Below are 25905 nucleotides of genomic sequence, written 5' to 3'. Positions count from 1 at the left end.
GATGACCACCGCGCTTCCCGCTCTGACCCCGTTGCAGAACACCCTGTGGCTGACGCTGTGCGGCAGGGCGCTCGACAACCGCCTGCCCCACCCCGTCCTGGGCGACCGGATGGCCGACGAGATCGTCCGCGAGGTCGGCTACGACTACGGCAGGCTCCGCATCCCCTCCTCCAGCGCCCTCTACATCGCGCACCGGGCCAGGAAGCTGGACGAGATCGCCCAGCGCTTCCTCACCCGCCACCCCGGCGCGATCGGCCTGGACCTGGGGGCCGGCCTCGACAGCCGGGCGCTGCGCATCGCCCCGCCGCCCACCGCCGAATGGCACGACGTCGACTTCCCCGAGGTCGTCGAAGCCCGGCGGCAACTGCTGCCGGATGGCGCCAGGCCCCACGACCTCGCCGCGGACGTCACCGACCCCGCGTGCCTGGACGGCCTGCCCTCCCACCGGACGGCGGTGATCGTCGCCGACGGGCTGATCGCGTTCCTCTTCCTGGAGGAGCTGATCGCGCTGGTCAACCGCCTCGTCGGCCACTTCCCCACCGGCGAGATCGCCTTCAACGGCTACAGCAGGTTCGCCGCGTGGGCCCAGAAACGGGTCGCCGTCGGCGGAACGTCGCCGGCCTCTCCAGGTTCCCCGGCCTCGACGACCCCCGGGAGCCCGAACACTGGCACCCCAGGCTGAAGCTGGTCAAGGAGATCCTGATGACGCGGGAGCCCGAGGTGGCCGGGTTCCCGGCGTGGCTGCGGCTGATGAACCGCCTGACCGCGCCCAGCGCGGCGCTGTCGCGGAAGGGGAACGTGGTTCTCCACCACCGCTTCTAGGGCTAGACTGATTGTCAGTTACACTGACGATCTGGAGAGCTGACCATGATTCTGATCACCGGCGGGCTGGGCTTCATCGGCACGCACACCACCCAGGCCCTGCTCGACCTCGGCGAATCCTGCGTGCTCGTCCAGCGCAGGCCCGCCGTGCTGCCCGAGAGGTTCGCGAACGCGCCCGTCGCCGTCGAGCAGGCCGACCTCACCGACGAGGCCGCCCTCCTGGCGATCGGCGAGCGGCACAAGATCACCGGCATCGTGCACCTCGCCGGCTCCATCCCTTGGCCGCCCGGCGCGTACCAGCCCCTGGAGGGCGCAGACAAGTCCGTCCGCAGCCTCCTGAACGTCTTCCGCGCCGCGAGCGAGTGGCAGGTGACGCGGCTCGGCCTGGCCAGCACGATCGGCGTGTACGGCGGCGTCACCGGCGACGGCGCGCTCAAGGAGGACCTCCCCCTGCCGATGACCTCACCCCACCCCATCCCGGCGTTCAAGAAGATCGGCGAGCTGCTCGGCGACCATCTGGCCGGCGCCATGGGCCTCGACGTGGTCCACTACCGCATCGGCGCCATCTGGGGCCCGCTCGGCCACGTCCGGTCGCCGTTCTTCGCCGCGCCCCAGCTCGTGCACGCGGCCGCCCGCGGCGCCGAGCCCGACCTGTCCGCGCTGCGCGCCGGCGCGTACGCGCAGGACGGCATCGACCTGTGCTACGTCAAGGACTGCGGCCGCGCCCTGGCCCTGCTCCAGCTCGCGGACCGGCTGACGCACCGCACGTACAACGTGGCCTCCGGGAGGGCGACGACCAACGGCGAGGTCGCCGCGGCGATCAGGAAGCTCGTCCCCGACGCCCGGGTCGGCCTCCCGGAGGGCCGCGACCCCGCCGCGCGGAACACCTGGCTCGACATCACCCGCCTGCGCGAGGACACGGGATACGAGCCCGCCTACGACACCGAGCGGGCGGTCGCGGACTACCTCGCCTGGCTGCGCGCCGGGAACGAGCGTTAGGCGCTCAGCCTCCCAGGGCGGCCAGGCGGCACACCGTACCGTCGATGACCTGGGTGTACACGGCCTCGGTCAGCTCGGCCACGCGCGGCCAGCCGTACCGCTCGCGGGCCCTGAGCGCCCCGGCGGCGGCGAGCTCCGCCCGCCTGCCCGGGTGGTCGAGCACGTCGCTCAGCGCCCTGGCCAAGGCGCGCAGGCGGCGCGGCGGCACCAGGACGCCACAACCGGCGACCGTGTCCAGGTGTCCCCCGACCGCCGAGGCCACGACGGGGACGCCGCACGCCATCGCCTCGATCGACACCATGCCGAACGGCTCGTACCAGGGCACCGCCACCAGGACGTCGGCCGAGCGCATGAGCGCCGGCACGTGCTCGCGGGGCACGCTGCCGATCACGTGGACGCGGCGTTCGAGCCCGTACGCCCGCGCCAGCTCGTACAGCCTGACCGCCTCCTCGTCGTCCTCGAGGCCGCCCGCGATCACCAGGTCGGCGTCCGGGATCCGGCGCAGCGCCCTGATCACGGTGTCCACGCCCTTGCGCGGCACCAGCCTGCCGATGCTGAGGATCAGCTTGCCGCCCGTGCGCGGCGCCACCGGCCCGTCGGGGCGGAACACCGACAGGTCCACTCCGCACGGCACGACCGCGATGCGCCGCTCGGGGACGCCCATCGCGCGCAGTTCGGCCACCTCGTCGCCGCAGGTGGCCAGCACGGCGTCGGCGCGCCTGCCGATCGCGCGCTCGGTGTCGATCCGGTGGGCGGGGCTGGTGTCGGCGTCGCCCTGCCAGCGCCGCTTGACGGTGCCGAGCGCGTGGAACGTCTGCACCACCGGCACCCCGTCGGCGGCCTGCAGCGCCGCCTGCCCGCTCATCCAGAAGTGGGCGTGGACGACGTCCGGGGGGCTCGCGGCCCAGCGGTCGGCCAGGCGCTCGGTGAACTCGGCCATGTACGGGGGCAGTTCGTCCTTGGGGAGGGGGACCGGCGGCCCGGCCGTGACGTACTCGACCGTGACGCCCGGCGCCATGGTCACCGACTCGGGCTGCCGCTCGGACGTGCGCCGGGTGTGGACGACGATCGTGTGCCCGCGCCCGGCCAGCGCGCGGGCGAGTTCGGCGACGTGGACGTTCTGGCCGCCGGAGTCGACGCCGCCGACCGCCGCCAGCGGGTCCGCGTGCTCGGAGATGAGATCGACCTTCACTGCGTGAGCTCCCTTACTGCCTTGACCACCTGCTCGCTTGTCACGTGGGACAGGCACGGGTGCCCGGGCACCGGACAGGCGCGGGCCCTGCTTGCGCGGCAGGGCGCCTCCTGATCTCCGAGCAGCACCGTGGGCACGCCGTACGGAGCCCACCGCGCCGCGGGGACGACGGGGGCGAACAGGCTCACGACCGGCGTGCCGACCGCGGCGGCCAGGTGCGCGGGGCCGGTGTTGCCGGCCACGAGCACGCAGGCGCCGTCGATGACGGCGGCGAGTTCGGCGAATGTGGTCACACCGCCGAGATCGACGGCGACGTCGCCGGCCACGTAGGCGGTGAGGTCGCGTTCGTTGCCGGTCACGACGACCCGGTGTCCGTCCTGCACCAGCTCCCGTACGGTCCGCCGATGGCGTTCGGCCGGCCAGGTCCGTGCGGGGGCCGATGCCCCTGGGTGCACCACGACGTACGTGCCTTTGCTACCGGCATCGGCGCCGGCACCAAGCAGGTGCCCCAAATTTCCGGCGATATCCGGCAACGGCCGCTGAACAGCGAGTTTGCCGTCATCGCCCTTCGGCAGTTCGAACCCGGCCGCCCTGGCGACCCCCAGCATCCGCTCCGCCTCGGGCACGTCGACGCTCTCGTCCACGACGTGCCGGACGTCCAGGAGCGAGCCGGGGTAGTCGTTGCTGATGGCGGCGATCCTGCGGACGCCGGCCAGCCTGAGCAGCAGGGCCAGCGGGAGCGCCGACTGGTGGAACGAGGTGAGGATCACCGCCTCGTCGACGCCCGAGAGCCGGCCGACGAGGTCGGCCGCCTGCCCCTTGGTGACGGGCGGCGGCGCGAGGTCGATCCACGGGGCCCGCCATTCGATCACCCGGTCCACGCCGGGCAGCAGCTCGGCGGCCGCGCTGCCGCCCGGGCCGGCCAGGAAGACGAGCTCGCGGGCCAGCGTGCGCACGGCCCTGACGGCGGGCCCGGCCAGCAGCACGTCGCCGGCGCCGTCCAGCCGGGCCACCAGCACCCGGCCCCGGTCGTCCCGGCCACGATGGCTCGCGGCGCGCACGGCCGCCCTCCTGGTCGACGCGCGCGGGACGGTTCTCATCCTCCGGCGCGGGGTCGTGCCGCACAGCACCGCTCCCGGCATGCGACCGTTCACCGCCGCCTGCGCTCGCGGGCACCAGGTGGCGGCCGGATCGTGGAAGATCGCGTCGATGCCGAGAAACCTCATCGTTCCCCCTCAGAGGCTGGGAACCGCTACCGAGCGGAGCGATGCTCAAACCTTCCCCATGGCATTGAGCTGTGCAAACAGGAGAAACGGCCTGGAGTTGGTCACGTTGGGTAGTTGTTTGCCTGGTCAGGCGCCGGGTAGCTGGCGGACACGCGACGGAGGTGGAAGGTGTTCGAAAAGCGACGTCCCGGCGCGGTGCTCTTCGACCGGGACGGGACCTTGATCAGGGACGTGCCGTACAACGGTGACCCGGACCTCGTCGAGCCCATGCCGGGCGCGGTGGAGGCGGTGGCCAGGCTCAGACGGGCCGAGGTGCCGGTGGCCGTGGTCACCAACCAGTCCGGCGTGGCCAAGGGCCTGCTGTCCCCGGACGACATGGACCAGGTGAACGCCCGGGTGGAGGAGCTGCTGGGCCCGTTCGACGCGTGGGCGATCTGTGTGCACGACGACGCCGACGGCTGCACCTGCCGCAAACCGGCGCCCGGCCTCGTGATCAGAGCCGCCGCCGTGCTTGACGTCAGCCCCCGCGACTGCGTGGTCGTGGGGGACATCGGCAGGGACATGGAGGCGGCCAGGGCCGCCGGGGCCAGGGGCATCCTGGTCCCCACTCCGCAGACCCGGCAGGAGGAGATCGTGCAGGCCGCCGAGGTCGCGGACGACCTGATCGACGTCGTCGACCTCGTGCTCAGCGACGCCGAGGCGCCGGTGCCGGCCATCAGCGCGCCGTGGGCCCGCGCTCTGGGTTGGAGCCGCTGGTGAGCCGGGAGGTATGAGAGCAGGTCGGCTGGGTAGGCGCGAGCAGCATGATGATGCTCGACTGGACCCGCAGGGCCGCCTGCCTCGACCTGGACCCGGAACTGTTCTTCCCGATCTCGATGGAAGGGCCGAGCCAGTCGCAGGCCGAGCGGGCCAAGCATGTGTGTGCCGGCTGCCCCGTACGTGAGCCTTGCCTGGAGTACGCGCTGACCACGCGGCAGGCGCACGGCGTGTGGGGCGGCACCGATCCGCAGCAGCGCAGGGAACTCGTCGTGCGCTCGGCCGCCTGACCGGCCTCCCGGCTCAACCGGGCAGGACCGTCCAGCCGGGCAGGACCGCTCAACCGGGCAGGACCGCTCAGCCGGGCAGGACCGCTCAACCGGGCAGGACCGCTCAGCCGGGCAGGGCCGCTCAACCGGGCAGGACCGCTCAGCCGGGCAGGGCCGCCGCGAGGAAGCGCTCCCGCTCGGTCGCCTCCAGGTGGTCGCTGAACAGCACGCCGTCGAGATGGTCGACCTCGTGCTGCAGCACCCTGGCCAGCACCCCCAGCGCGCGGACCGTCACAGGCTTGCCCAGCATGTCGCGGCCACGCGCTGTGACCATGTAGGAACGTTCCAGTGGCCACCACACCCCGGGCGCCGACAGACACGCCTCGTCGGCCGTGATCCGCCGCTCCGACAGCTCGAGGCGGGGGTTGACCAGATGGCCGGACTTGCCGTCGTAGGAGTAGACCACCACCCGGACCGGCTCGCCCACCTGCGGCGCCGCCAGGCCCGCGCGGCCGGCGCCGGCGCGCATGGTGACGGTCAGCGACTTGACCAGGCGCCGCAGCTCCCTGTCGAAGTCCTGCACCGGCTCCGCGACCGAACGCAGCACCGGATCGTCGAACGTGCGAATAGGCCGGACCGTCACCCGCAACTCCCCCATAGGCCACGTCGTCACCGTTGACGTTTCCCGCGACCGCGCCTCGCCAATCCCTGGAGACCTGGCTTGTAGCACAGCGGTAACAGAGGAGACCCGTGGGTGAAACCACCCGAAAGCAGTATCGGAGGGTGATCTCACTTGCGTCACACGTGCCTGTGATGCCTGGCCGGGTGCTCGGGGCCCGGCCAGGCATCTTCGACTACCTGGAGGTGCCGGCATGAGCGTGCTTGCCCTTGAGGGCGGGTCTTCCCCGGAGACGGCCCCCGACGCCCTGTCGGGCTTCACGGTCGGCGTGACCGCGACGAGGCGGCGCGAGGAGTTCGGCGCGCTGCTGGAGCGGCGCGGCGCCCGGGTGGTCAGCGCCCCCGCGATCCGGCTGGTCCCGCTGGCCGAGGACGCCGACCTGCTCGCCGCGACCCGGCTCAGCCTGGCCGAGCCGCTCGACGACGTGGTGGTCACCACCGGCGTCGGCTTCCGCGGGTGGATGGCCGCCGCCGAGGGCTGGGGCCTGTCGTCCGACCTGGGCGAGCACCTGGCGAACGCGCGTCTGCTGACCCGCGGCCCCAAGGCCAGGGGTGCGGTACGCGCCGCCGGGCTCAACGACCACTGGACGCCCGCCACCGAATCGTGCGAGGAGGTCAAGCAGTACCTCCTCGACCAGGACCTGCGCGGGCGGCGCATCGCGGTGCAGCAGCACGGCGAGCCGCTCAGCGACTTCGTGGCGGACCTGCGCCGAGCAGGGGCCGAGGTGATCGAGATCCCGGTCTACCGGTGGCTGCCGTACCGCGACATCTCGCCGCTGCGCCGCCTCATCAGCCAGACCATCTCCGGTTCCGTGGACGCGGTGGCCTTCACCAGCGCGCCCGCCGTGCACGCGATGCTGGGCGCGGCCCGCGCCGAAGGGCTGGAGGAGTCGCTGCTGGCGGCGTTCAGCGGGACGGTCGTGGCCGCCTGCGTCGGGCCCGTCACCGCCGAGCCGCTGACCTCGCGCGGCGTGCCGACGCTGCAGCCCGAACGTTCGCGCCTCGGCGCGCTGGCCCGCGCCCTGGCCCGGCACCTGCCCGAGCACGGGGTGACCCGGCTCCTGGCGGGCGACCACCGGCTGGAGATCCGCGGTCACGCGGTGGTGGTGGACGGTGAGCTGCGCCCGCTGCCCCCGGCCCCGATGGCGGTGCTCAAGCGCCTGGCCGACAAGCCGGGTCACGTGGTGTCCCGCGCCGATCTGCGTACCGTGCTGCCCGGCAGCATCGCCCGCGACTCGGCCGAGCACGCGGTGGAAATGGCGATCACGCGGCTGCGGCGGGCGCTCGGGCCGAGCGGGATCGTCGAGACGGTGGTCAAGCGCGGCTACCGGCTCGCCTGCCAGTACGAGGCGGGGCTGTGATCGAACGCACGCCCACACTCGTCCTGGCCGCGCACGGCACGCGGAGTGCGGCCGGGGAGTCGACCCTGTCGGCCCTGGCGGAGACGGTCAGGAGGGCCCGTCCCGGGCACCGGGTCGAGCTGAGCTACCTCGAGATCAGCTCGCCCCTGCTGTCCGACGTGCTGCCCGCCGTCCGCGGGCCCGTGGTCGTCGTCCCGCTGCTGCTGGCGGGCGGCTACCACGCCCACATCGACCTGCCGGAGGTCATCGCCTCCCGCCGACCCGACGCCGTGATCGCCGGCTGGCTGGGGCCGCACCGGCTGCTGACGTCCGCGCTGGTCCGCAAGCTGGCGCGCGCCGGGCTGCGCGCCACGGACGCGGTCGTGCTCGGGGCCGCGGGCTCCTCCGACCCCTCCGCCCTCGCCGACGTCCGCGCCGCCGCCCACCGGCTCGCCGTACGCCTGGCCCGGCCGGTCACGGCCGCCTTCGCCTCGGCCGGCTCGCCGTCCCTGGAGGAGGCCATGGAACGGCTCGGCTCGACCCCGGCCGCCCGGGTGGCCATCGCCTCGTACGTGCTCGCGCCGGGCCACTTCCACGACCGGCTGGCGGCGGCGGGGGCGGGGCTGGTGAGCGACCCGCTGGGGCCTGATCCGGACGTGGCGGCCCTCATCTGGCACCGCTACGACACCGCCCTCGCCCGGCGCCACAGGCTCGCCCGGCATTCACCCGGCCTGCACCGGGCGTCCTTGTAACGGAGGCTGCGGCTTTTCGGCGGGCTGCGGCTCCAGCCAAGCGCGCCCTCCGGCGCCGTTCCCGGCGAGGTGCGACCTCCGGCGGAGCGCGCCCTCCGGCGCCGTTGCCGACGCGGCGCGTTGCCGGCGAGGTGCGGTTCCCACCGAGGTGCGGCCTCCAGCGGCGCCTGCCCTCCAGCGCAGGTCCCGGCGACGTGCGGCGTGCGGTTTCCGGCGGGGCCTGCCCTCCGGCGCGGCGGACGGCAGGCACTAAGCCGGGAGGTGCGGGGTGATGTGGGGTGCATGGCGTTCCCGGCCCGGAGCGCTGTTGCGGGCGGGCGAGGGTCCTCAAGGCCCGACGCCCGCGAAGCGCCGTCAGCCCGACGGCTCCGCAGCACCGTTGGCACGGCACCCGCGGAGCGCCGTCAGAGTGCGACACCCCGCCGAGCGCCGTTCACGCCCGACGATCCCGCAGAAACGCGCCGAACCAGGCACCTCACCGAGCGCGGTGAATTCGAAGGCCCCGGAGAAGCGCCGCCGAAACCCGGCATCCCACCGAGCGCGGCGAATTCGACGGTCCCAAGAAGGGCCGTTGAACCCGGCACCCCGCCGAGAGCGCCGTCAGATCCGGCGCTCGCAGGCCGGCGTCAGAGGGCGACGCCCAGGAGGGCGTCCGTGAGGTCGCGGACCAGGGCGGGGGCGTCGGGGTCGGGGCCGCCCTGGGTGAGGGCCTCCTCCGCCCAGGCGTCGATGGCGGTCAGGGCGGCCGGGGAGTCGAGGTCGTCGGCCATCCGGGCGCGTACCGTGGCCAGCAGTTCGTCGGCGCGCGGCCCCGAGGGCAGCGCCACCGCCGCGCGCCACCGCGCCAGCCGCCGCTCGGCGTCGGCCATCAGGGACGGGACGTACTCCCAGTCCGCGCGGTAGTGCCGGGCCAGCAGCACCAGCCGGATCGCCATCGGGTCGTGGGCCACCCGGAGCCTGGACACGAACACCAGGTTGCCCTTGGACTTCGACATCTTCTCGCCGTCCAGCGCCACCATGCCCGCGTGCGTGTAGAACTTGGCGAACGGCCACTCGCCGGTGAGGGCGTGTCCCTCGGAGGCGCCGCACTCGTGGTGCGGGAAGATCAGGTCCGAGCCGCCGCCCGCCACGTCGTAACCGCCCCCCAGGCTGTCCAGGGCGATCGCGGTGCACTCGATGTGCCATCCGGGCCGCCCCCGGCCCAGCGGGGAGTCCCAGGCGGGCTCTCCGGGCCGCTCGGCCCGCCACAGCAGCCAGTCGAGGGGGTGCCGCTTGCCCGCCCGGGCGGGGTCGCCTCCGCGTTCGGCGAACAGGGCCAGCATCTGCGCCTCGTCGTAGCCGGACACCTGCCCGAACTTGGGCGCGTCGGACACGCTGAAGTAGACGTCGCCGTCCAGGACGTACGTGACGCCCTTGGCCGACAGCCTGGAGATCAGCTCGGCCACCCGGCCGACGACCTCGGTGACGCCCACGTACTCGCGGGGCGGCAGGATCCGCAGCGCCTCCATGTCGCCGCGGAACAGCTCGATCTCCCGCTCGGCCAGCTCCCGCCAGTCGACGCCGGTCTGCTCGGCCCGCTCCAGTAGCGGGTCGTCCACGTCGGTCGCGTTCTGCGTGTAGTGGACCTCGTGACCCGCGTCACGCCACATCCGGCCGACGAGATCGAAGGCGTGGTAGGTGTTGGCGTGGCCGAGGTGGGTGGCGTCGTAGGGGGTGATGCCGCAGACGTACATCCTGGCGGTCGGCCCCGGATCGCTCTGCCTCACCTGATTGGCCGAGGTGTCATAGAGACTCAGCGGAATGCTCTCACCTGGGAGCTTTGGAACGTTCTGGGCAGCCCACGATCTCATGTGTTTGAGCCTATCTGTCCCGATCAGCGGTCAGGTCAGTGAACTCGTACGTCACGTCCTGCGGCGAGAGTGAGACCTCCATCACCGACAGGGACGCGAAGACCCGGCCGTCGGGGAGCTCGTGCCGGACGATGAGCGCGCCGGGGTCGGCGGACGGCTCCGCCTTGATGAGCTCGCTCCAGGTCTCGCTCTCGAACCTGGGCAGGTAGACGACGACCCGTTCGCTCGCCGGGTCCAGGCCCGTGTTCACGATCATGCTGATGCCGTCGGGCAGGTCGGTGGTGGTCAGCCGGTCGCCGTCCCAGCTGAACATGCGGATCCGCGCCAGGTCGGCGAGCACCAGGTGGAAGGGGTCGTAGCGGGTCAGGCCGGGGCCGGGTGGCCCGCCCGTGAACGCGGCTCGCAGCGCCAGGTCGCCACGCGAGAGCCGGTCCGTCTCCGGCGCGGGCCGGCCACGCCCGTTGAGCAGCGCGGCGGCGCGGCGGGCCGCCGGGTTGACGGCCAGCCAGGTGCCGCCGGCCTTGAGGTCGCGCCCGCCGACCACGCCCGGATATTCCGGCCAGTGCTCGCCCGGCGCCTCCCACGGGCGGTCGGTGAACTCGTCTCTGACGCCCATGAGGGTGAGCGTCCGCCCGGGTCTCACGATCAGCGTGCACATGGGGCAAAGGGTAATAAACGGGCTTCGGCCGCCGACAGGAGGGGGCGGGCCCCGAACGGGCCCGGGAACGGTTCAGATGGGGGGCCAGGGGATGGCGGGCCAGCCCTCGGAGGGGTACGGGTGCACGCCGGTGTCGAGCAGCCGCCTGACCCGCTGCCAGGTGGCCTCGACCTCCTCCAGGGTCAGCAGCTCGCGCAGCCTGCGCCCGAGCGAGCCCGACTCGATGTCGCGCTCCAGTTTGGCCAGCACGGCCACCGCCTCGCGGGCGAGGGGCTTGCCGCGCCACTGCCAGAGCACGGTACGCAGCTTGTCCTCGGCGGAGAAGCAGACCCCGTGATCGACCCCGTAGACGTGCCCCGTGGGCAGCGGCAGCAGGTGGCCGCCCTTGCGGTCGGCGTTGTTGATCACCGCGTCGAAGACCGCCATCCGGCGCACCAGCGGGTTTCGGCTCTTGACCAGCCGCTGGAGGTCGACCTCGCGCTCGGTGTCGATCCACAGCTGGACCATGCCGGGCCCGAAGGGGCCGTCGCGGTAGACGGTGGGCGGCACGATGTTCCAGCCGGTCGCCTGCGAGACCTCGAACGCGGCCACCTCCCGGGCGGCCAGCGTGCCGTCGGGGAAGTCCCACAGCGGGCGCTCGCCGCGTACCGGCTTGTAGACGCAGGCGGCCGAGCGCGAGCCCAGCTTGACCGAGCAGTAGAGCGTCATGTTGGTGGCCTCGACGAGGCGGCCGGCCACCTCCAGCCGGCCGTCGCGCAGCAGCGCGAGAGCCTCATCCTCCTGTATGGACGGCGGTTGCCGGGACGGCTTGACGGCCGGTTCGCTCTCCGGAGCGGTCATGAAGCCGCCTCACCCCCGCGATATCCGTTGAGGCGCACGCAGACGTGCCCGGCAGCGTCGAGCGGCTGTCCGCACAGCGGGCACGGCGGTCGGCCCGCGGCGACGATCTCAAGGGCCCGCCGGGTGAAGGCGCGAGCGGCTCCCGCGCTGATGCGCACGCGCAGCACCGCGGGGTCGGCGGCCTCGACGTCTTCCTCGTCGACGACCTCCTGCGCCTCGATCACCACTTGCGACTTCTCCGCGTCCCAGGCCAGCGCCATGGTGCCCACGCGGAAGTCCTCCGAGAGGGGCACGTCGAGCGGCGCGTCGTCGGCCAGGTCGGCCGGGGCCAGCGCGGGCACGTGCGCGGTGCCCCCGCTCAGGCGCAGCACCTCGTCCAGCAACTCGTCGAGCCTGCCCGCGAGGGCGGCGACCTGCAACTTCTCCAGCGCCACCGTGGTCAGTCTGCCCTCGGCCCTGGCCTGCAGAAAAAAGGCGCGCGCGCCCGGCTGCCCCAGGGCACCGGCGACGAACCTCTCTGGTGGGTCGTAGTCGAAGACCGGCATACGCTGACCTTACGTGGTTCCGGGTCCGCCGCCGACGGCGGCATCGCTCCCGGTGATGTTTTCTCCCCCGTCTTTCTCCTCCGAATCCTCGGGAAGCCGCAATTCCCCCATATCGTTGAGCCTGAGAACAAAGGGGCGCAGGGGCGCATAGCGAATGATGGTGAGGGCCGCAGGATCGGCTGTTATCCGCTGAAAGTGATCGAGATGCAGGCCCAGAGCGTCCGCGACGATCGATTTGATCACGTCGCCGTGGCTGCAAACCAGGTAGACAGCCTTCTCCCCCAGGCGTTGATTCCACTCCCGGACCGCCGAGACCGCCCGGTGTTGCATACCGGCCAGGGACTCCCCTTCCGGAAATGTCACCGCACTGGGGTGCGCCTGCACCACCTGCCACAGCGGCTCCTTGGCGAGCTCCTTGAGCGGGCGGCCGGTCCAGCCGCCGTAGCCGCACTCGATGAACCGGTCGTCGACGAGCACGTCCATCCCGCGCCCGTCGGCGACCGCGTGGGCCGTCTCCCGGCAGCGTTCGAGCGGGCTGGAGACGACGGCGTCCAGCCTGACGCCCGCGACGCGGGCGGCCAGCGCCGCGGCCTGCGCCCGGCCGGCCTCGCTCAGATGCACCCCCGGCGTACGTCCGGCCAGCACCGGGCCGGTGAGGTCCGTCAGCCCGTGGCGGGCCAAAAGCAGCGTGGTCACCCGGCAAGTGTCGCAGGCGTGGATCACAACATCTCCACGCGGGCCGCCGCTGCCGCCCCGACCGCGACCCAACAGTGGTGCGGCAGCCCGATGAGCAGGTTTGTTGTTGGTAATCTGGCGGGATCATGGAGCAGCGCTATGTCGGCCGCAGCGGCCTGTCGGTGTCCCGGCTGGGGCTCGGCACGATGACCTGGGGGCGTGACACCGACGCCGACGAGGCGGCCGCCCAGCTCCGCACGTTCATGGACGCGGGCGGCAATCTCGTCGACACGGCCGACGTCTACACCGGTGGCGACTCCGAGCGGCTGCTGGGCCGGATGCTGCGCGACTCGGTGCCGCGTTCGGAGCTGGTGATCTCCACCAAGGCCGTGGTGACGCCGACCGGCCGCCGGCCGCGCGACGCCTCCAGGCGCCACCTGATCGCCGCGGTCGACGACTCGCTCAACCGGCTCGGGCTCGACTACGTCGACCTGTGGCAGCTGCACACCTACGACGCCGAGGTGCCCCTGGAGGAGACCATGGCCGCGCTCGACGCGATCGTCTCCTCCGGGCGCGCCGTCTACGCGGGCGTGTGCGACTACACCGGCTGGCAGCTGGCCGTCGCGGCGGTCACCCAGAAGATGATCCCCGGCCGCATCCCGATCACCTCGGCGCAGGCCGAATACTCGCTGCTGGCCCGCGAGCCCGAACGCGAGCTGCTGCCCGCCGCCGCCGAGCTGGGTGTTGGCGTGCTGGCCTGGTCGCCGCTGGGCCGCGGGGTGCTGACCGGGAAATACCGCACCGGCATCCCGGCCGACTCCCGGGCCGCCACCCCGCACTTCGCCGACTTCGTCCGGCCGTATCTGGATGAGCGCAGCCGCAGCGTCGTCGAGTCGGTCATGACCGCCGCCGACGGGCTCGGCGTCTCACCGCTGGCGGTCGCCCTGTCCTGGGTCCGCGATCAGCCGGGGATCTCCTCGGCCATCGTCGGAGCCCGTACGCACGCGCAGCTCACGGGGGCCCTGACGGCCGAGGACGTGGTGCTGCCCATAGAGATCCGAGATGCCCTCGATGACGTGTCGTCACCCGACTGACCCCTCGCCCCAGGAACGAGAGACCCCCTCGCGTATCACTAGTCGATACCGAATCGCAACTTTACCTGCCAAACGCCTGCGTCTCAGGTCCGATGTCCATAAAGATTTCCCCCGGAAGCGACGCGGGAGGGGACGGATGGGGACCAGGACCGCGATCTCGGCTGGAGTTCTCGCGGTGGCGCTGGCGGCCGTCCCAGGGGCCGCGACGGCCGCGACGGCCGACGCGCAGGACTGTACGCGCGACGGGGGCCTGCTGTCAGGGGTGACCAACACTCTGTGCGACGTGGTGAACACGCTCACCGGCACGGTCGACACCTTAACCGGCGGAACCACCGAAAAAGTGACGGACGGCGTCAACGACACCACCAACGAGGTGCTCGGCCGGGTCGGAGAGGTGGTGCCGACCACGAAGTCCACGCCCACCACCAGGTCCTCGCCGGCGCCCTCCACCTCCGCGACGGGGCAGGACGCCCCCTCGGACAGCGCCTGCCAGCCGGGGCTCGCCTGCGCGGGCGAGGACGCCACGCAGAAGCTCTCCCCCTCGCCCTCTCCCTCGCGCACGTCGCGCCCCCGCGAATGGGGCGTGGAGTCCCTGCCCAGCAAGCGGCCCACGGCGCCGGAGCAGCGGCCGCAGACCGTGGACACGGGGCGGCCGGTGGTCGAGAAGGAGACGAAGGTCGACACGGACGAGCCACGGGTGGACCTGCTGTGGCCCAATCCGTTCGCCCATGAGCTGACCCTGCCGATGCAGGACAAGCGGGTGGTACGGCCCAGCCCGCCCGCCTCGGACGTGCTGGGGACGGCGCTGACGATCGCGCTGCTGGGGTCGGCGGTGCTGGCCACGCGGATCGTCCAGCAGCGCCGGCAGCGCACGGAGCCGGTGGAGTCGATCCCCTTCGAACCGGCGCGCGCCGGCAGCGGCACCGGCACCGGGAACGGCCGTCACCGCCTGGCCTGACCGGCCCCGAGAGCGGCCCCGCGAACCAGGAAGCGGGGCCCCGCGACCCGCGAGACCCCGCACTGACCTCTGATCAGGCGCCTACGGCGTGGACACCGCCGTCCACGTGGACGATGTCGCCGGTCGTCGCCGGGAACCAGTCCGACATGAGGGCCACGCAGGCCTTGGCCGCCGGGATCGTGTCCGACAGGTCCCAGCCCAGCGGAGCCTTGTCCGGCCAGCTGTCCTCGAACTCCTTGAAGCCCGGGATCGACTTGGCCGCCATGGTGCGCAGCGGACCGGCCGCCACCAGGTTGACGCGGATGTTGTGCTGTCCCAGGTCGCGGGCGAGATAGCGGCTGCACGACTCCAGGCCCGCCTTGGCCACGCCCATCCAGTCGTAGACGGGCCACGCCTTCGTGGCGTCGAAGTCGAGGCCGACGACCGCCCCGCCCTCCTTCATGAGGGGCAGGCAGGCCACGGCGAGCGACTTGAACGAGTACGTCGACACGTGCAGGGCCGTGGCGACGTCCTCCCACGTGGTGTTGAGGAAGTTGCCGCCCAGCGCCGTCTGCGGGGCGAAGCCGATCGAGTGGACCACGCCGTCGAGGCCGTCCACGTGCTCGCCCACCCGCGCCGCGAGCGTGTCGAGGTGCTCGGTGTTCTGGACGTCGAGCTCCAGCACCGGCGCCGGCTTCGGCAACCGCTTGGCGATGCGCTCGACCAGGCTCAGCCGGCCGAACCCGGTGAGCACCACCGTGGCGCCCTCCTCCTGGGCCAGCTTGGCCACCGAGAACGCGATCGAGGCGTCGGTGAGCACGCCGGTCACGAGGATCCGCTTGCCTTCGAGAATTCCCACGTCAGTGCCCCATTCCGAGTCCGCCGTCGACCGGGATCACGGCCCCGGTGATGTAAGAGGCGTCGTCGCCGGCCAGGAAGCGTACGACGCGGGCCACCTCCTCGGGCGCCGCCTGCCGGCCGAGGGGGATGCGCGAGACGATCGCCTCCTGGTCGAGGTCGGCCGTCATGTCGGTGGCCACGAAGCCGGGCGCGACCACGTTGACCGTGATGTTGCGCGAGCCGTACTCGCGGGCCAGGGAGCGGGCGAAGCCGACCAGCCCGGCCTTGGAGGCGGCATAGTTGGCCTGGCCGGCCTGGCCGGTGAGGCCGACCACGGAGGAGATGAGGACGATCCGGCCGCGCTTGAGCTTCATCATCGGGCGGATGGCCCGCTTGGCCACGCGGTAGGCGCCCGTCAGGTTGGCGTCGATGACGTCGGTGAAGGTGTCCTCCTTCATCATCGCCAGCAGCGTGTCCTTGGTGATGCCGGCGTTGGAGACGAGGACCTCGACCGGGCCCTGCTCCGCCTCGACCTTGTCGAACGCGGCCTCGACGTCGGCCATGCTGGTGACGTCGCAGCGCACGCCGAACAGGCCCTCGGGCGGCTCCCCCGATCGGTAGGTGACCGCGACGGCGTCGCCGGCCGCGGCGAGTTCACGGGCGATCGCGAGGCCTATGCCGCGATTGCCCCCGGTGACGAGTACAGAGCGTGCCATGGCACCAGACGCTATCTCCTACCGGCGGGTATCCGGTTGTCCGGGTGGCACAAGATCACAGGGTTAGGATCGTGGACATGCGCCAGATCGATCCCGACTTCCTGGAGCTGCCGCTGCGGCAGCTGGCGGACGCCGCCCTGCAACGCGCCCGCGAGCTCGGCGCCGAGCACGCCGACTTCCGCCTCGAACGCGTCAGAGCCGAGACGCTCAGCCTTTATGACGCCCGGCTCGAAGGCGCCATGGACGCCGACGACCTGGGCTACGCCGTGCGTGTCGTCAAGGGCGGCACGTGGGGGTTCGCGGCGGGCATCCACCTGACCCCGGAGGCCGCCGCGGCCGTGGCCGAGCAGGCGGTGCGGGTGGCGGAGGTGAGCGCCCCGATCAACCGGGAGCCCATCGAGCTGGCGCCCGAGCCGGTGCACGCCGAGGCCGTGTGGGTGTCGGCCTACGACGTCGACCCGTTCGAGGTCTCCTCGGCCGACAAGGTGAGCCTGCTGGCCGACTGGTCGGCCGGCCTGCTGAAGGGCGCCGACCACGTGTCGGCGCGGCTGCTGCAGGTCAAGGAGCAGAAGTTCTACGCCGACACGGCCGGCACGGTCACCACGCAGCAGCGGGTGCGGGTGCACCCGAAGCTCAACGCGATGAAGGCGCACGAGGGCGGCTTCGACGACATGTCCACGCTCGCGCCGCCGGTCGGGCGCGGGTACGAATACCTGACGGGCACGGGCTGGGACTGGCAGGGCGAGCTGGCCAGGCTGCCCGAGCTGCTGGCCGAGAAGCTGGCGGCGCCCTCCGTCGAGGCGGGCGACTACGACCTGGTCATCGACCCGTCCAACCTGTGGCTGACGATCCACGAGTCGATCGGCCACGCGACCGAGCTGGACCGGGCGCTCGGCTACGAGGCGGCGTACGCGGGCACCAGCTTCGCCACGTTCGACCAGCTGGGCGAGCTGGTCTACGGCTCGCCGCTGATGAACGTGACCGGCGACCGCACGGTCACGCACGGCCTGTCCACGATCGGCTACGACGACGAGGGCGTGCAGGGGCAGAGCTTCGACATCGTCAAGGACGGCATCCTGGTCGGCTACCAGCTCGACCGGCGGATGGCCCTGATGAAGGGGCTCGGGCGGTCCAACGGGTGCGCGTTCGCCGACTCGCCGGGGCACATGCCGATCCAGCGCATGGCCAACGTGTCGCTGGCGCCCGCGCCGGACGGCCCCTCCACCGACGAGCTGATCTCGGGCGTGGAGCGGGGCGTCTACATCGTCGGCGACAAGAGCTGGTCGATCGACATGCAGCGCTACAACTTCCAGTTCACCGGGCAGCGGGCGTACAAGATCTCCCACGGGAAGCTGGCCGGGCAGGTCAGGGACTTCGCCTACCAGGCGACCACGACGGACTTCTGGCAGTCGATGGAGGCCGTCGGCGGGCCGCAGACGTACGTGCTCGGGGGCGCCTTCAACTGCGGCAAGGGCCAGCCGGGCCAGGTCGCGCCGGTCAGCCACGGCTGCCCGTCGGCGCTGTTCAGGGGCGTGCGGATCCTCAACACCGTTCAGGAGGGTGGCAAGTGACGCCTCAGGAGATGGTCGAGAAGGCCCTGGAGCTCTCGGCGAACGACGACTGCGTGGTGCTGGTGGACGAGGAGTCCACGGCCAACCTGCGGTTCGCGGGCAACACGCTCACCACCAACGGCGTCGCCCGCTCGGCCCGGCTGACCGTGATCTCGATCGCGGGGCAGGGCGTCGGGGTCGTTTCGCGGGCCGCCGTACGCGACGATCAGCTCGCGGACGTGGTGGCGGCGGCCGACGCGGCCGCGCGGGAGGCCCAGCCCGCCGAGGACGCCCGCGCCCTCGTCGAGGGCGTGCCGCAGTCGCCGCACTGGGGCTCGGCCGTCCAGCCGACCGACATCGGGGTGTTCGAGGGGTTCGCGCCCGCGCTCGGCGACGCGTTCGCGGCGGCGGAGGCGGGCGGCAGGAAGCTGTACGGGTTCGCGGAGCACTCGCTGACCTCGACGTTCCTCGGCACGTCGGCGGGCCTGCGGCTGCGCCACGACCAGCCGACCGGGCGCCTGGAGCTCAACGCCAAGTCGGGCGACCTGAAGCGCTCGGCGTGGACGGGCGTGTCCACCGAGGACTTCACGGACGTGGACGTCGCGGCGCTCGACTCCTCGCTGGCGCAGCGGCTGGAGTGGGCCAAGACCCGGGTCGACCTGCCGGCCGGGCGCTACGAGACGCTGCTGCCGCCCAGCGCGGTGGCCGACCTGATGATCTACCTGTTCTGGTCGGCGGGGGCCAGGGACGCGCTCGACGGGCGTTCGGTGTTCTCCAAGCCCGGCGGCGGCACGCGGGTGGGCGAGCGGCTGGGCACGCTGCCCGTCACGCTGTCGAGCGACCCGTCGGCCGCGGGCATCGCGTGCGCGCCGTTCGTCACGGCGCACGCCTCCAGCCGGCAGAGCTCGGTCTTCGACAACGGGCTCCCGCTGGGGCCGACCGACTGGATCAAGGACGGGAGCCTGGAGGCGCTGCTGCAGACCCGCTACTCGGCGGAGCTGAGCGGCCTGCCGGTGACGCCCCCGATCGACAACCTGATCATGTCGGGCCCCGACGGCGGCCGGTCCATGGAGGAGATGATCGCCTCCACGGAGCACGGGCTCCTCGTCACCTGCCTGTGGTACATCCGCGAGGTCGACCCGCAGACGCTGCTGGTGACCGGGTTGACCCGGGACGGCGTCTACCTGGTCGAGCACGGCGAGGTCGTGGGCGAGGTGAACAACTTCCGCTTCAACGAGAGCCCGGTGGACCTGCTCGGGCGGTTGACGGAGGTGGGCGCGGGCGGTCGCACCCTGCCCCGGGAGTGGAACGACTACTTCCAGCGCACGATCATGCCGGCGGTGCGGGTGCCCGACTTCAACATGTCGACGGTCAGCCAGGCCAGCTGACCATCCCGGCGGCCGCGCCCCTCCCGGGCGCGGCCCCGGTCATCAGCGGGCGGTCGTTCAGCGGGGGCCCAGGAGCGCGCCCAGGGCGTGGCTGAGGGCCTCGCCGAGGGTCTTGGTGCACGCCTCGTAACCCTCGTACGGGCCCCCGTACGGGTCGTACACCTCGAGCACCCGCCGCACGTCGCGCCGCTCGGCGGCCGACTCGACGATCGCCCGCGCCCGCTCGGCCGTGTCCGACCGGTAACGGCGGTGCCCCGCCCCGGCCGCCAGTTCGGCGAACTCCGGCAGCGTGAACGTCCTGCGCTCCGCCTGAGGGTCGATCCCGATGGCCACGGCCCGGTGCCCGGACTCCATCGTCAGGAGCAGATCGGCCGACCTGACCAGGTCGAGGTCCAGCATCCGGGCACGGTGCGCCCGGCCGTCCAGGCCCAGCCGGTGGAGGGCCGTGATCGCGTGGGGGGCCATCGGCTGGCCGACCAGCGCCTGAACCCCCGCGCTCCCCGTCGCCACGGGCAGGTGCGCGGAGTTGAGCATCGCCTCGGCGATCACCTGCGCCATGGCGGAACGGCAGATGTTCGCCGTGCACACCAGCAGGATCCGGAACTCAACACTCACACCGGCCAATCTAACCTCTCGCCTCCGGCGAGGGGCGGCGGGACGGCCCTCGATCCCCCCGGGCTCCCCCGGGGCCTGCACGGCCCCCTACGGCCGCCAGAGAGCCGTACACGGCCCGCGAGGTGTCCTTGAGGTCAGGCGTCCTCGAGGCGGAAGCCGACCTTCATGCCGACCTGGAAGTGCGCGACCTCTCCCGCGTCGAGGTATCCGCGGATCTCCGTCACCTCGAACCAGTCGAGGTGGCGCAGCGTCTGCGAGGCCCGCCTGATGCCGTTGCGGATGGCTTCGTCGACGCTCTCACCCGACGTTCCGACGATCTCGGTGACCCGGTACGTTCGATCCGTCATCTCCTCATCCTCCTTACTCGAAGGCCATGATCGCATGACCCCTGTTCCCGCACCGGGGCGCTGTCGCACCCTGCCTCTTCCAGGTCTACGGTGGAAGACATGAAGGGGTGGCGCAGGAGACCGGACGTCCACCAGGTCACGGACGCCAAGCCGTCGCTGACGGACGACATCCGCAAGCGCGAGATCGGCTACCTCATCAAGATGGGCATCCGGACGATCTGCCTGATCCTGGCGGTCGTGGTGCCGGTGCCGTGGCCGTACCGCCTGCTGTTCATCGCGGCGGCCGTCTTTTTGCCATACATAGCAGTAATCGGGGCCAATGAGAGAGGGAAGGCTGCCCCTCCGCCTACCTTTGAGACCCCTGAAGCTAACCAAACCGAGATACCGCTGCATCGACGCGAGATCGGGTCGTGACTAAGTCTTGACGCATCCCACGGGTTGTAGGTGTACGCTTTAGGCAAGCGCTCCGGTCCCCCGTCGGAGTGCTGGTGCCGGCGTTCCGGGCCCCCGTCGGAACGCCGATGACGCGACGCCGGGTGGTTTGCCCCCGTAACCACCCGGCGTCGCCCTTTCCCGGAACTATTGATCAGCGTGGCGACGCCGGCCGCAGTCCGATAGGGCCGCTTTCCCGAAACCGTTTGCACTCCCTCCCGCCTCGTTATTCACAGGAAATCTTCAGGCGGGAGGACGGCTTGACTTCAAGAGTTCGTTCGAGTGTCAGCTGTCTGTCAGCGTCTCGGCTGTGGCCTGTCCCCAGTTCTTCGCCAATGTGATCAGTTTCGCCGCCGCGTCGTCGGGGGCGGTCCCGGCGCCCTGGGCGAGGCCGAGCAGATACGCCGTCAAGGGCGCGGCCGGTCTGGCCACGCCGTGGGCGACCTCCTTGGTGAGGTCGAGAATCAGGTCGCGGTCCACGGTGGCCGGGTCGATGCCCAGCTCCTTGCAGGCCAGCGCGGTCCATTCGTTGAGCACGTGCATGCGAGCCTCCTCCAGGTCGTCCATTGTGTCGCAGTCGAACCACGGCCTTCCCGGCAACGCCAGCCGCACGGCTGTGAGGGGGCCGAGCAGGCCTTTGAGCGAGCGGCCCGGGTAGGCGGCGAGGGCTTCCTTGAGCCGGGCCGTCGGCCACACCCCGGCCAGCCACTGCTCCCGGCCGCCGTCATCCACCATCACCACCCCGCCGACCGCCCCTTCCTCGGGCGTCCGCTGGCGGGCGTCTCCGGCCGCCGGCGGCGCGGCACCCTCCGTCGCCCTGGTGGCGTGACGAGGCATCGCCGCTGCGGCGTCCTGAGGCGTCGGGTGGGCCGCTTGGCCGGGCATCGCAGGGCCGACGCCCGGCTCCGCTGCGCTCCCGGACGCTGACCGCGCCGCGCTCCCGGACGCTGACCGCGCCGCGCTCTCGGGCGTTGACCGCCCCGCGCTCTCGGGCGTTGACCGCGCCGCGCCTCCGGGCGCAGCTTCCGCGAAGTGGCCGGGCGCCGGGATGACGACGCTGCCGGACACCGGCCGCACCCTCTCACCGGACACCGGCCGCGCCGTCGCACCGAGCGTCGGGCGTGCGGCGTCAGCGGGCGTCGGCCCTGCGGCGTTAACGGACGTCGTAGATGCGGCGTCGGCGGGCGTCGGAGGTACGGCGTCAGCCGGCGTCGGGGGTGCGGCTTTGGTGGGCGGCTGGGGTGCTGGGGCTCCGGCCGGGATGGTCGGTGCGGCCGGGTGGGTGGTGGGTGGTCGGGTTGTGGCGGCGTTCAGGAGGGCGGTGACGTGGGGGGCGGTGATGAACGGCAGGTCGCCCGCGAGCACGACCACCCATGGGGCGGTGACCTCGTTCAGTCCGGCCGCCAGGGCCGGGACGGGGCCGCCTCCCGGCGGGTCCTCGCGGACGAACACCGCTCCGGGGATCGGGCGCCCGGGGCCGACGACGATCGTCGTGCGGGCGTCCGCGACGGCCGCCACCACGTGCTCGACCAGGGATCTGCCGCCCACGGTGAGGCCGGGTTTGTCCGCCCCGCCGAGCCGGCGCGCCTCTCCCCCGGCCAGGATCACCGCGTCGAAGGCCACCTGGCCCGGGCTCTCGGCCGAGGGCGTCACGTCGTCAGCCGCCGATGGCGGACATGGGCCGGGCCGGCTGGAGGAAGGACGGGTCGTCGATGCCGTGGCCGGCGCGCTTGCGGGCCACGGCGGCCATCCAGCGTTCGGCCAGCTCCTCGTCGGAGGCCCCCTCGCGCATGTACGTCTTCAGGTCGGACTCCTCCCTCGCGAAGAGGCAGTTGCGTACCTGGCCGTCGGCGGTGAGCCGGACCCGATCGCAGGACCCGCAGAACGGGCGCGTCACCGACCCGATCACCCCGACCCGGGCGGGCCCCCCGTCCACGAGGAACCGCTCGGCCGGCGCGCTGCCGCGCTCCTCCAGGTCGTCCGCCGTGAGGTCGAACGCGCCCGACAACCGGTCGAGGATCTCGTCGGCGTCGACCATGCCCTCGCGGGTCCAGCCGTGCTGGGCGTCGAGGGGCATCTGCTCGATGAAGCGCAGCTCGTAGCCCTGGTCGAGACACCAGCGCAGCAGCGGTACGGCCTCGTGGTCGTTGATGCCGCGCATGAGCACCGCGTTGACCTTCACGGGACGCAGGCCCGCCCCGTCGGCGGCGGCGAGGCCGGCGATCACGTCGGCGTGCCTGTCCCGGTGGGCGAGCCGCTTGAACGTGTCGCGGTCGAGCGTGTCGAGCGAGACGTTGACCCGGTCGAGCCCGGCGGCGGCCAGCGGCCCGGCCAGCCGGGCCAGCCCGATGCCGTTGGTGGTCAGCGAGACCTGCGGCCTGGGGGTCAGGGCGGTGGTGCGGGCGACGATGTCGACCAGCTCGCGCCTGATGAGGGGTTCGCCACCGGTGTAGCGCACTTCGGTGATGCCCAGGCGTTCGACGCCTATGGTCACGAGGCGGACGATCTCGTCGGCGGTGAGGAGCTGCGCGTTGGGCAGCCAGTCGAGGCCTTCCGGGGGCATGCAGTACGTACAGCGCAGGTTGCACTTGTCCGTGAGGGACACCCGCAGATCCGTCGCCACCCGTCCGAACGAGTCTCGCAACATGGGGCGTCACCTCCTGTTCGTTCGCCAGAGGGCCAGACTACGACGCCCGTCGGGCGGCGCTCAAAATCACTCCTTCACCGCACGACAACGCTTTGCCCGCTAGATCGATTCCACACGAACGGATCAGAGCGGCGGGAGAGGCCGCCGCGTCCCCCTGTTCATCCCGCCGCCTCGTACCACGCCTCGCGGGCGTGCATCAGGTCGGCCAGGTGGTTTCTCGACCACTCGCAGCCCGCGTTCATGGGTCCGATGAGGCTGCGCCCGAGGTCGGTCAGTTCGTACTCGACGCGCGGCGGGATCTCGTCGTACGCGGTGCGGGTGAGGAAGCCGTCGCGCTCCATGGCGCGCAGGGACTCGGTGAGGACCTTCGGGGTGATGCCGCGCAGCGTGGTCTGAAGCTCCTTGAAGCGACGTGGGCCCGATTCCAGGCAACGGATGAGCTTCGCGGTCCACTTGTCGCCGATGCGAATCGGCGCGGCTACCGGAGGGCAGCCGGTGAACATGTCCGGATCGAGTGGCTCGGCCATCCCGACATCGTAGGTAACTATCGTTGCGGAAAGCGATATCTCACCCTTTACCGTCTCCGCTGAGCGGCCGGTCCGGACAGGCCGGCCCAGGCAGAAGGGTGTGGTGAAGGTGAGCAAGATCGTCGTTTTCGGTGCCGGTGGGCGGGCCGGGGTGCGCGTGGTCGCCGAGGCGGTCGGGCGGGGGCACGAGGTGACGGCCGTCGTCCGGGATCCCGGGAAGTACGCGGGCGTGTGGGATTCCTCCGGGCCGGGTCAGTCCGTGGGGCGGGTGCGGGTGGTGGCCGGGGATGTCACCGACCTCGCCGGCGTGGCGGAGGTCGCGGCCGGGCACGACGCGGCCGTCCAGGTGGCGGCCCGGCTGGACATGTCGTCGGAGGAGTTCTACACGGCGGCGGCCCGGGCGCTGGCCGGCGGGCTGCGGAAGGCTGGGGTGTCCCGGCTGGTGGCGGTCGGGATCGGGAGCCTGCTGGAGGTGTCGCCGGGGGTTCGGCTCGTGGACACGCCGGACTTCCCGGCCGAGGCGCGGGCGTTCTCGCTGGGGCATGCGGCGGAGCTGGAGGTGTTCGAGGGGTCGGGGCTCGACTGGGTGGTGCTCGCGCCGCCGCCCGTGTTCCTCGATGAGGCGGCGTCCCGGACCGGGCGGTACCGGATCGGGGGCGGGGAGGTACCGGCGCTGGAGCCCGTGTTCTCGTTCGCCGATCTGGGGGTGGCGGTGGTGGACGAGGTCGAACGGCCCCGGCATCACCGCGTCCAGGTCGCCGTGTCGTACTAGACACCGCCGGTTCCCGCGCTCAGGGCGTCTAGGGAGGTAGTGGGAATCGCGATGTCGGGAGAAAGGGGCGGGAATGGGAAACGCCCGGCCGGAGAGGCCGGGCGTTTCGGGGTGGATCAGCGGCGGCCGACGACCTTGACCCAGTCCTTGCCCTCCGCCGGGGAGAGCGAGCGGGAGCCCTCGAAGACCGCGCGCCACGTACCCGACGTGCGGGCCGGAACCCGCGTCGAGAAGTAGCCCTTGCCGCTGGTCCTGATGGTGTCCACGTACTCCCAGCGGCCGCTGCCGTCAGGCTGGAAGAGGATCACGATCCGCTTCCAGGCCAGACGGTGCCAGCGCTCCGAGTCCTTGCAGTAGTCGGCGTTGTGCACCGAGACGAGGCCACTGATGTAGTCCTCGTCGCACTGCACGGAGAGCTTGCCCTCGAGAGTGATGGGCCGGCCCCGCCATGCGGGCTCGGGGTTCGCGTCGAACTGCAGGCTCGTGTAGCCCGCGACATCCGGGTCCAGGCCCGGGTCCGGGTCCGCGAGGGCGGGCGAGGCGGCGGTCGCCACCATCGTCGCGCCCAGGGCGGCAGCCGCCAGGCCGGCGGCTAGACGTCGCATCTTCAAAATGGAATTCCTTCCCCGTCTCGAACGCGACCCCAAGACGGGGCCACGTCAACGCCAATGACGCGTAAGGGTAAGGAAAAGTTGTGGTAAAGCTGATCACAATTCCGCAACGGCGGTTTAAGGCCGTGCTATAGGCATCTTTTCGGCTATTGCGTAATTTGTCGGGACTTGGAGGCGTCTGAGGCGTAGTGTCCCGTTCCGGGATAGCGGACGCGCCAGAAGCCCCCCGAGCGGCCCGTAACCGTCGCCTCGAAGGTGCCGGAGGCGTCCGTCGTCGTCTGCCCTATCCGCTCCCAGGCCGAGGCCTCGTCGCCGCGCCACAGGATCTCCAGCCGCTGCCTGGCGAACGGGCCGTAGTCGGTGTAGCCGCGCGGGTCCACCCGCCGGAGCGAGCCGCGCAGGCGTACCAGATCCGAGCCTTCGAGCTTGTCGGCCCGCACCGACGAGAGCTTCGTGTCCCGCCTGAACTGGAACGACGCGTATTCGGTGACCGTCGCCCCGCCCGCTCCCCTGGCGGTGGCGGTGATCGTCCAGATGCCGGTCGGGTAGTAGCGGTTCAGCTGCTTGTCGGGCAGGAAGCGCCAGGTCTCCCAGCCGTTCGCCATGCGGGCCGGCGGGCCGGATCCCGGTCCCGCGGTGCGCCAGGTCAGCTGCGGCAGGGCTCCCTCCAGGGCCTGCTCGGCTTCCTGCGGCGCTTGGGCCGCTTTCCGGGCGAGCGACGGGGCCTGGCTGGGCGCCGGAGCGAGCACGGGAGGGGGTGCCTGAACGGGCACCTGAACGGGAGCTTGAACGGGTGCTTGAGCGGGTGCTTGGGCGGGCGCGGGTGC

At 72.1% G+C, this 25905-nt stretch carries 29 protein-coding genes; 12 read left to right on the top strand and 17 right to left on the bottom strand.

All coding sequences use genetic code 11. The features are described from left to right. Nucleotide 1 precedes the first annotated feature (1 nt). Together ACFKCF_RS23040 and ACFKCF_RS23035 are read left to right on the top strand one after the other, a co-directional pair. Nucleotides 2–682 carry a class I SAM-dependent methyltransferase gene (locus ACFKCF_RS23040; RefSeq protein WP_394496510.1) on the top strand — a complete coding sequence of 227 codons (681 nt, stop codon included), beginning with the start codon at nucleotides 2–4 and terminating at the stop codon, nucleotides 680–682. 185 nt (nucleotides 683–867) lie between these two features. Beyond that, nucleotides 868–1821 carry an NAD-dependent epimerase/dehydratase family protein gene (locus ACFKCF_RS23035; RefSeq protein ID WP_394496508.1) on the top strand — a complete coding sequence of 318 codons (954 nt, stop codon included), beginning with the start codon at nucleotides 868–870 and terminating at the stop codon, nucleotides 1819–1821. Between the two features lie 4 nt (nucleotides 1822–1825). Here the strand turns inward: ACFKCF_RS23035 and ACFKCF_RS23030 are convergent, their stop codons facing one another. Both ACFKCF_RS23030 and ACFKCF_RS23025 read right to left on the bottom strand, forming a co-directional pair. Beyond that, the gene (locus ACFKCF_RS23030; protein WP_394496506.1) at nucleotides 1826–3013 is read right to left on the bottom strand and encodes a glycosyltransferase; all 1188 of its coding nucleotides are present in this window, start codon (nucleotides 3011–3013) and stop codon (nucleotides 1826–1828) included. Further along, nucleotides 3010–4239, bottom strand: a complete 1230-nt coding sequence (locus ACFKCF_RS23025) for a glycosyltransferase family 9 protein (protein WP_394496505.1) — start codon at nucleotides 4237–4239, stop codon at nucleotides 3010–3012. The genes ACFKCF_RS23030 and ACFKCF_RS23025 overlap by 4 nt, the downstream gene beginning before the upstream one ends. A gap of 168 nt (nucleotides 4240–4407) precedes the next feature. On the opposite strand from ACFKCF_RS23025, the gene ACFKCF_RS23020 reads away from it, so the two are divergent. Together ACFKCF_RS23020 and ACFKCF_RS23015 are read left to right on the top strand one after the other, a co-directional pair. Beyond that, the gene (locus ACFKCF_RS23020) at nucleotides 4408–4998 is read left to right on the top strand and encodes a D-glycero-alpha-D-manno-heptose-1,7-bisphosphate 7-phosphatase (protein ID WP_394496503.1); all 591 of its coding nucleotides are present in this window, start codon (nucleotides 4408–4410) and stop codon (nucleotides 4996–4998) included. A gap of 44 nt (nucleotides 4999–5042) precedes the next feature. Beyond that, nucleotides 5043–5285, top strand: coding sequence for a WhiB family transcriptional regulator (locus tag ACFKCF_RS23015; protein ID WP_394496501.1), 243 nt, complete (start codon nucleotides 5043–5045; stop codon nucleotides 5283–5285). 139 nt (nucleotides 5286–5424) lie between these two features. Here the strand turns inward: ACFKCF_RS23015 and ACFKCF_RS23010 are convergent, their stop codons facing one another. Further along, a complete protein-coding gene (locus ACFKCF_RS23010; RefSeq protein WP_394496499.1) occupies nucleotides 5425–5937 on the bottom strand; it encodes a peptide deformylase in 513 nt (170 codons plus the stop codon). A 199-nt stretch (nucleotides 5938–6136) separates the two neighbouring features. Here ACFKCF_RS23010 and ACFKCF_RS23005 point away from each other — a divergent pair, with 199 nt between their 5' ends. Beyond that, complete coding sequence (locus ACFKCF_RS23005) at nucleotides 6137–7303, top strand: uroporphyrinogen-III synthase (RefSeq protein ID WP_394496497.1); 1167 nt, start codon at nucleotides 6137–6139, stop codon at nucleotides 7301–7303. Beyond that, entirely contained in the window at nucleotides 7300–8034 is a 735-nt protein-coding gene (locus tag ACFKCF_RS23000; protein ID WP_394496495.1) for a sirohydrochlorin chelatase, read from the top strand. Before ACFKCF_RS23005 ends, ACFKCF_RS23000 begins: the two co-directional genes overlap by 4 nt. A 626-nt stretch (nucleotides 8035–8660) precedes the next feature. Here the strand turns inward: ACFKCF_RS23000 and mshC are convergent. From mshC to ACFKCF_RS22975, 5 genes are all read right to left on the bottom strand, one after another. Next, the gene (gene mshC / locus ACFKCF_RS22995; protein WP_394496493.1) at nucleotides 8661–9884 is read right to left on the bottom strand and encodes a cysteine--1-D-myo-inosityl 2-amino-2-deoxy-alpha-D-glucopyranoside ligase; all 1224 of its coding nucleotides are present in this window, start codon (nucleotides 9882–9884) and stop codon (nucleotides 8661–8663) included. A 10-nt stretch (nucleotides 9885–9894) separates the two neighbouring features. Beyond that, the gene (locus tag ACFKCF_RS22990; protein ID WP_394496491.1) at nucleotides 9895–10542 is read right to left on the bottom strand and encodes an NRDE family protein; all 648 of its coding nucleotides are present in this window, start codon (nucleotides 10540–10542) and stop codon (nucleotides 9895–9897) included. Between the two features lie 72 nt (nucleotides 10543–10614). Further along, nucleotides 10615–11382 carry an SCO1664 family protein gene (locus ACFKCF_RS22985; RefSeq protein ID WP_394496490.1) on the bottom strand — a complete coding sequence of 256 codons (768 nt, stop codon included), beginning with the start codon at nucleotides 11380–11382 and terminating at the stop codon, nucleotides 10615–10617. Further along, the gene (locus ACFKCF_RS22980; RefSeq protein WP_394496488.1) at nucleotides 11379–11927 is read right to left on the bottom strand and encodes a DUF3090 domain-containing protein; all 549 of its coding nucleotides are present in this window, start codon (nucleotides 11925–11927) and stop codon (nucleotides 11379–11381) included. Before ACFKCF_RS22980 ends, ACFKCF_RS22985 begins: the two co-directional genes overlap by 4 nt. A gap of 9 nt (nucleotides 11928–11936) precedes the next feature. After that, a complete protein-coding gene (locus ACFKCF_RS22975) occupies nucleotides 11937–12623 on the bottom strand; it encodes an MSMEG_4193 family putative phosphomutase (protein WP_394496487.1) in 687 nt (228 codons plus the stop codon). Between the two features lie 125 nt (nucleotides 12624–12748). Between ACFKCF_RS22975 and ACFKCF_RS22970 the strand changes: the two genes are divergently transcribed. Then, nucleotides 12749–13696 carry an aldo/keto reductase gene (locus ACFKCF_RS22970; protein ID WP_394496485.1) on the top strand — a complete coding sequence of 316 codons (948 nt, stop codon included), beginning with the start codon at nucleotides 12749–12751 and terminating at the stop codon, nucleotides 13694–13696. A 136-nt stretch (nucleotides 13697–13832) separates the two neighbouring features. Beyond that, nucleotides 13833–14654 carry a hypothetical protein gene (locus ACFKCF_RS22965; protein ID WP_394496484.1) on the top strand — a complete coding sequence of 274 codons (822 nt, stop codon included), beginning with the start codon at nucleotides 13833–13835 and terminating at the stop codon, nucleotides 14652–14654. A gap of 73 nt (nucleotides 14655–14727) precedes the next feature. Here ACFKCF_RS22965 and fabI read toward each other — a convergent pair whose 3' ends face one another. Together fabI and ACFKCF_RS22955 are read right to left on the bottom strand one after the other, a co-directional pair. Continuing rightward, nucleotides 14728–15492, bottom strand: a complete 765-nt coding sequence (gene fabI, locus ACFKCF_RS22960; protein WP_394496482.1) for an enoyl-ACP reductase FabI — start codon at nucleotides 15490–15492, stop codon at nucleotides 14728–14730. 1 nt (nucleotide 15493) lies between these two features. Further along, a complete protein-coding gene (locus tag ACFKCF_RS22955) occupies nucleotides 15494–16189 on the bottom strand; it encodes a beta-ketoacyl-ACP reductase (protein ID WP_394496480.1) in 696 nt (231 codons plus the stop codon). Nucleotides 16190–16266: 77 nt separating this feature from the next. Here ACFKCF_RS22955 and ACFKCF_RS22950 point away from each other — a divergent pair, with 77 nt between their 5' ends. After that, a complete protein-coding gene (locus ACFKCF_RS22950) occupies nucleotides 16267–17760 on the top strand; it encodes a TldD/PmbA family protein (protein WP_394496478.1) in 1494 nt (497 codons plus the stop codon). Next, nucleotides 17757–19127, top strand: a complete 1371-nt coding sequence (locus ACFKCF_RS22945; protein ID WP_394496477.1) for a metallopeptidase TldD-related protein — start codon at nucleotides 17757–17759, stop codon at nucleotides 19125–19127. Before ACFKCF_RS22950 ends, ACFKCF_RS22945 begins: the two co-directional genes overlap by 4 nt. 57 nt (nucleotides 19128–19184) lie before the next feature. Here ACFKCF_RS22945 and ACFKCF_RS22940 read toward each other — a convergent pair whose 3' ends face one another. Continuing rightward, a complete protein-coding gene (locus tag ACFKCF_RS22940; protein ID WP_394496476.1) occupies nucleotides 19185–19742 on the bottom strand; it encodes a hypothetical protein in 558 nt (185 codons plus the stop codon). 134 nt (nucleotides 19743–19876) lie between these two features. Further along, nucleotides 19877–20089, bottom strand: coding sequence for a dodecin (locus ACFKCF_RS22935; RefSeq protein WP_185076887.1), 213 nt, complete (start codon nucleotides 20087–20089; stop codon nucleotides 19877–19879). 99 nt (nucleotides 20090–20188) lie between these two features. Between ACFKCF_RS22935 and ACFKCF_RS22930 the strand changes: the two genes are divergently transcribed. Continuing rightward, a complete protein-coding gene (locus ACFKCF_RS22930) occupies nucleotides 20189–20503 on the top strand; it encodes a DUF3099 domain-containing protein (RefSeq protein ID WP_394496475.1) in 315 nt (104 codons plus the stop codon). Nucleotides 20504–20806: 303 nt separating this feature from the next. Here the strand turns inward: ACFKCF_RS22930 and ACFKCF_RS22925 are convergent, their stop codons facing one another. The 3 genes from ACFKCF_RS22925 to ACFKCF_RS22915 form a co-directional block, all read right to left on the bottom strand. After that, the gene (locus tag ACFKCF_RS22925) at nucleotides 20807–22174 is read right to left on the bottom strand and encodes an NTP transferase domain-containing protein (protein ID WP_394496473.1); all 1368 of its coding nucleotides are present in this window, start codon (nucleotides 22172–22174) and stop codon (nucleotides 20807–20809) included. Between the two features lie 4 nt (nucleotides 22175–22178). Further along, complete coding sequence (moaA, locus tag ACFKCF_RS22920; protein WP_394496471.1) at nucleotides 22179–23168, bottom strand: GTP 3',8-cyclase MoaA; 990 nt, start codon at nucleotides 23166–23168, stop codon at nucleotides 22179–22181. A gap of 158 nt (nucleotides 23169–23326) precedes the next feature. Beyond that, nucleotides 23327–23695, bottom strand: a complete 369-nt coding sequence (locus ACFKCF_RS22915; RefSeq protein WP_394496470.1) for a winged helix-turn-helix transcriptional regulator — start codon at nucleotides 23693–23695, stop codon at nucleotides 23327–23329. 109 nt (nucleotides 23696–23804) lie between these two features. On the opposite strand from ACFKCF_RS22915, the gene ACFKCF_RS22910 reads away from it, so the two are divergent. Then, a complete protein-coding gene (locus tag ACFKCF_RS22910) occupies nucleotides 23805–24467 on the top strand; it encodes an NAD(P)-dependent oxidoreductase (RefSeq protein WP_394496468.1) in 663 nt (220 codons plus the stop codon). Nucleotides 24468–24583: 116 nt separating this feature from the next. Here ACFKCF_RS22910 and ACFKCF_RS22905 read toward each other — a convergent pair whose 3' ends face one another. Both ACFKCF_RS22905 and ACFKCF_RS22900 read right to left on the bottom strand, forming a co-directional pair. Then, nucleotides 24584–25072: a hypothetical protein gene (locus ACFKCF_RS22905; protein ID WP_394496466.1), complete on the bottom strand. Its 489-nt coding sequence runs from the start codon at nucleotides 25070–25072 to the stop codon at nucleotides 24584–24586. Nucleotides 25073–25224: 152 nt separating this feature from the next. Then, the coding region (locus ACFKCF_RS22900) for a hypothetical protein (RefSeq protein ID WP_394496464.1) at nucleotides 25225–25905 on the bottom strand (681 nt) is incomplete at its 5' end.

Source organism: Nonomuraea sp. JJY05, assembly GCF_043496855.1.
GTDB lineage: Bacteria > Actinomycetota > Actinomycetes > Streptosporangiales > Streptosporangiaceae > Nonomuraea.
This window is presented reverse-complemented; position numbering and strand designations above follow the sequence as displayed.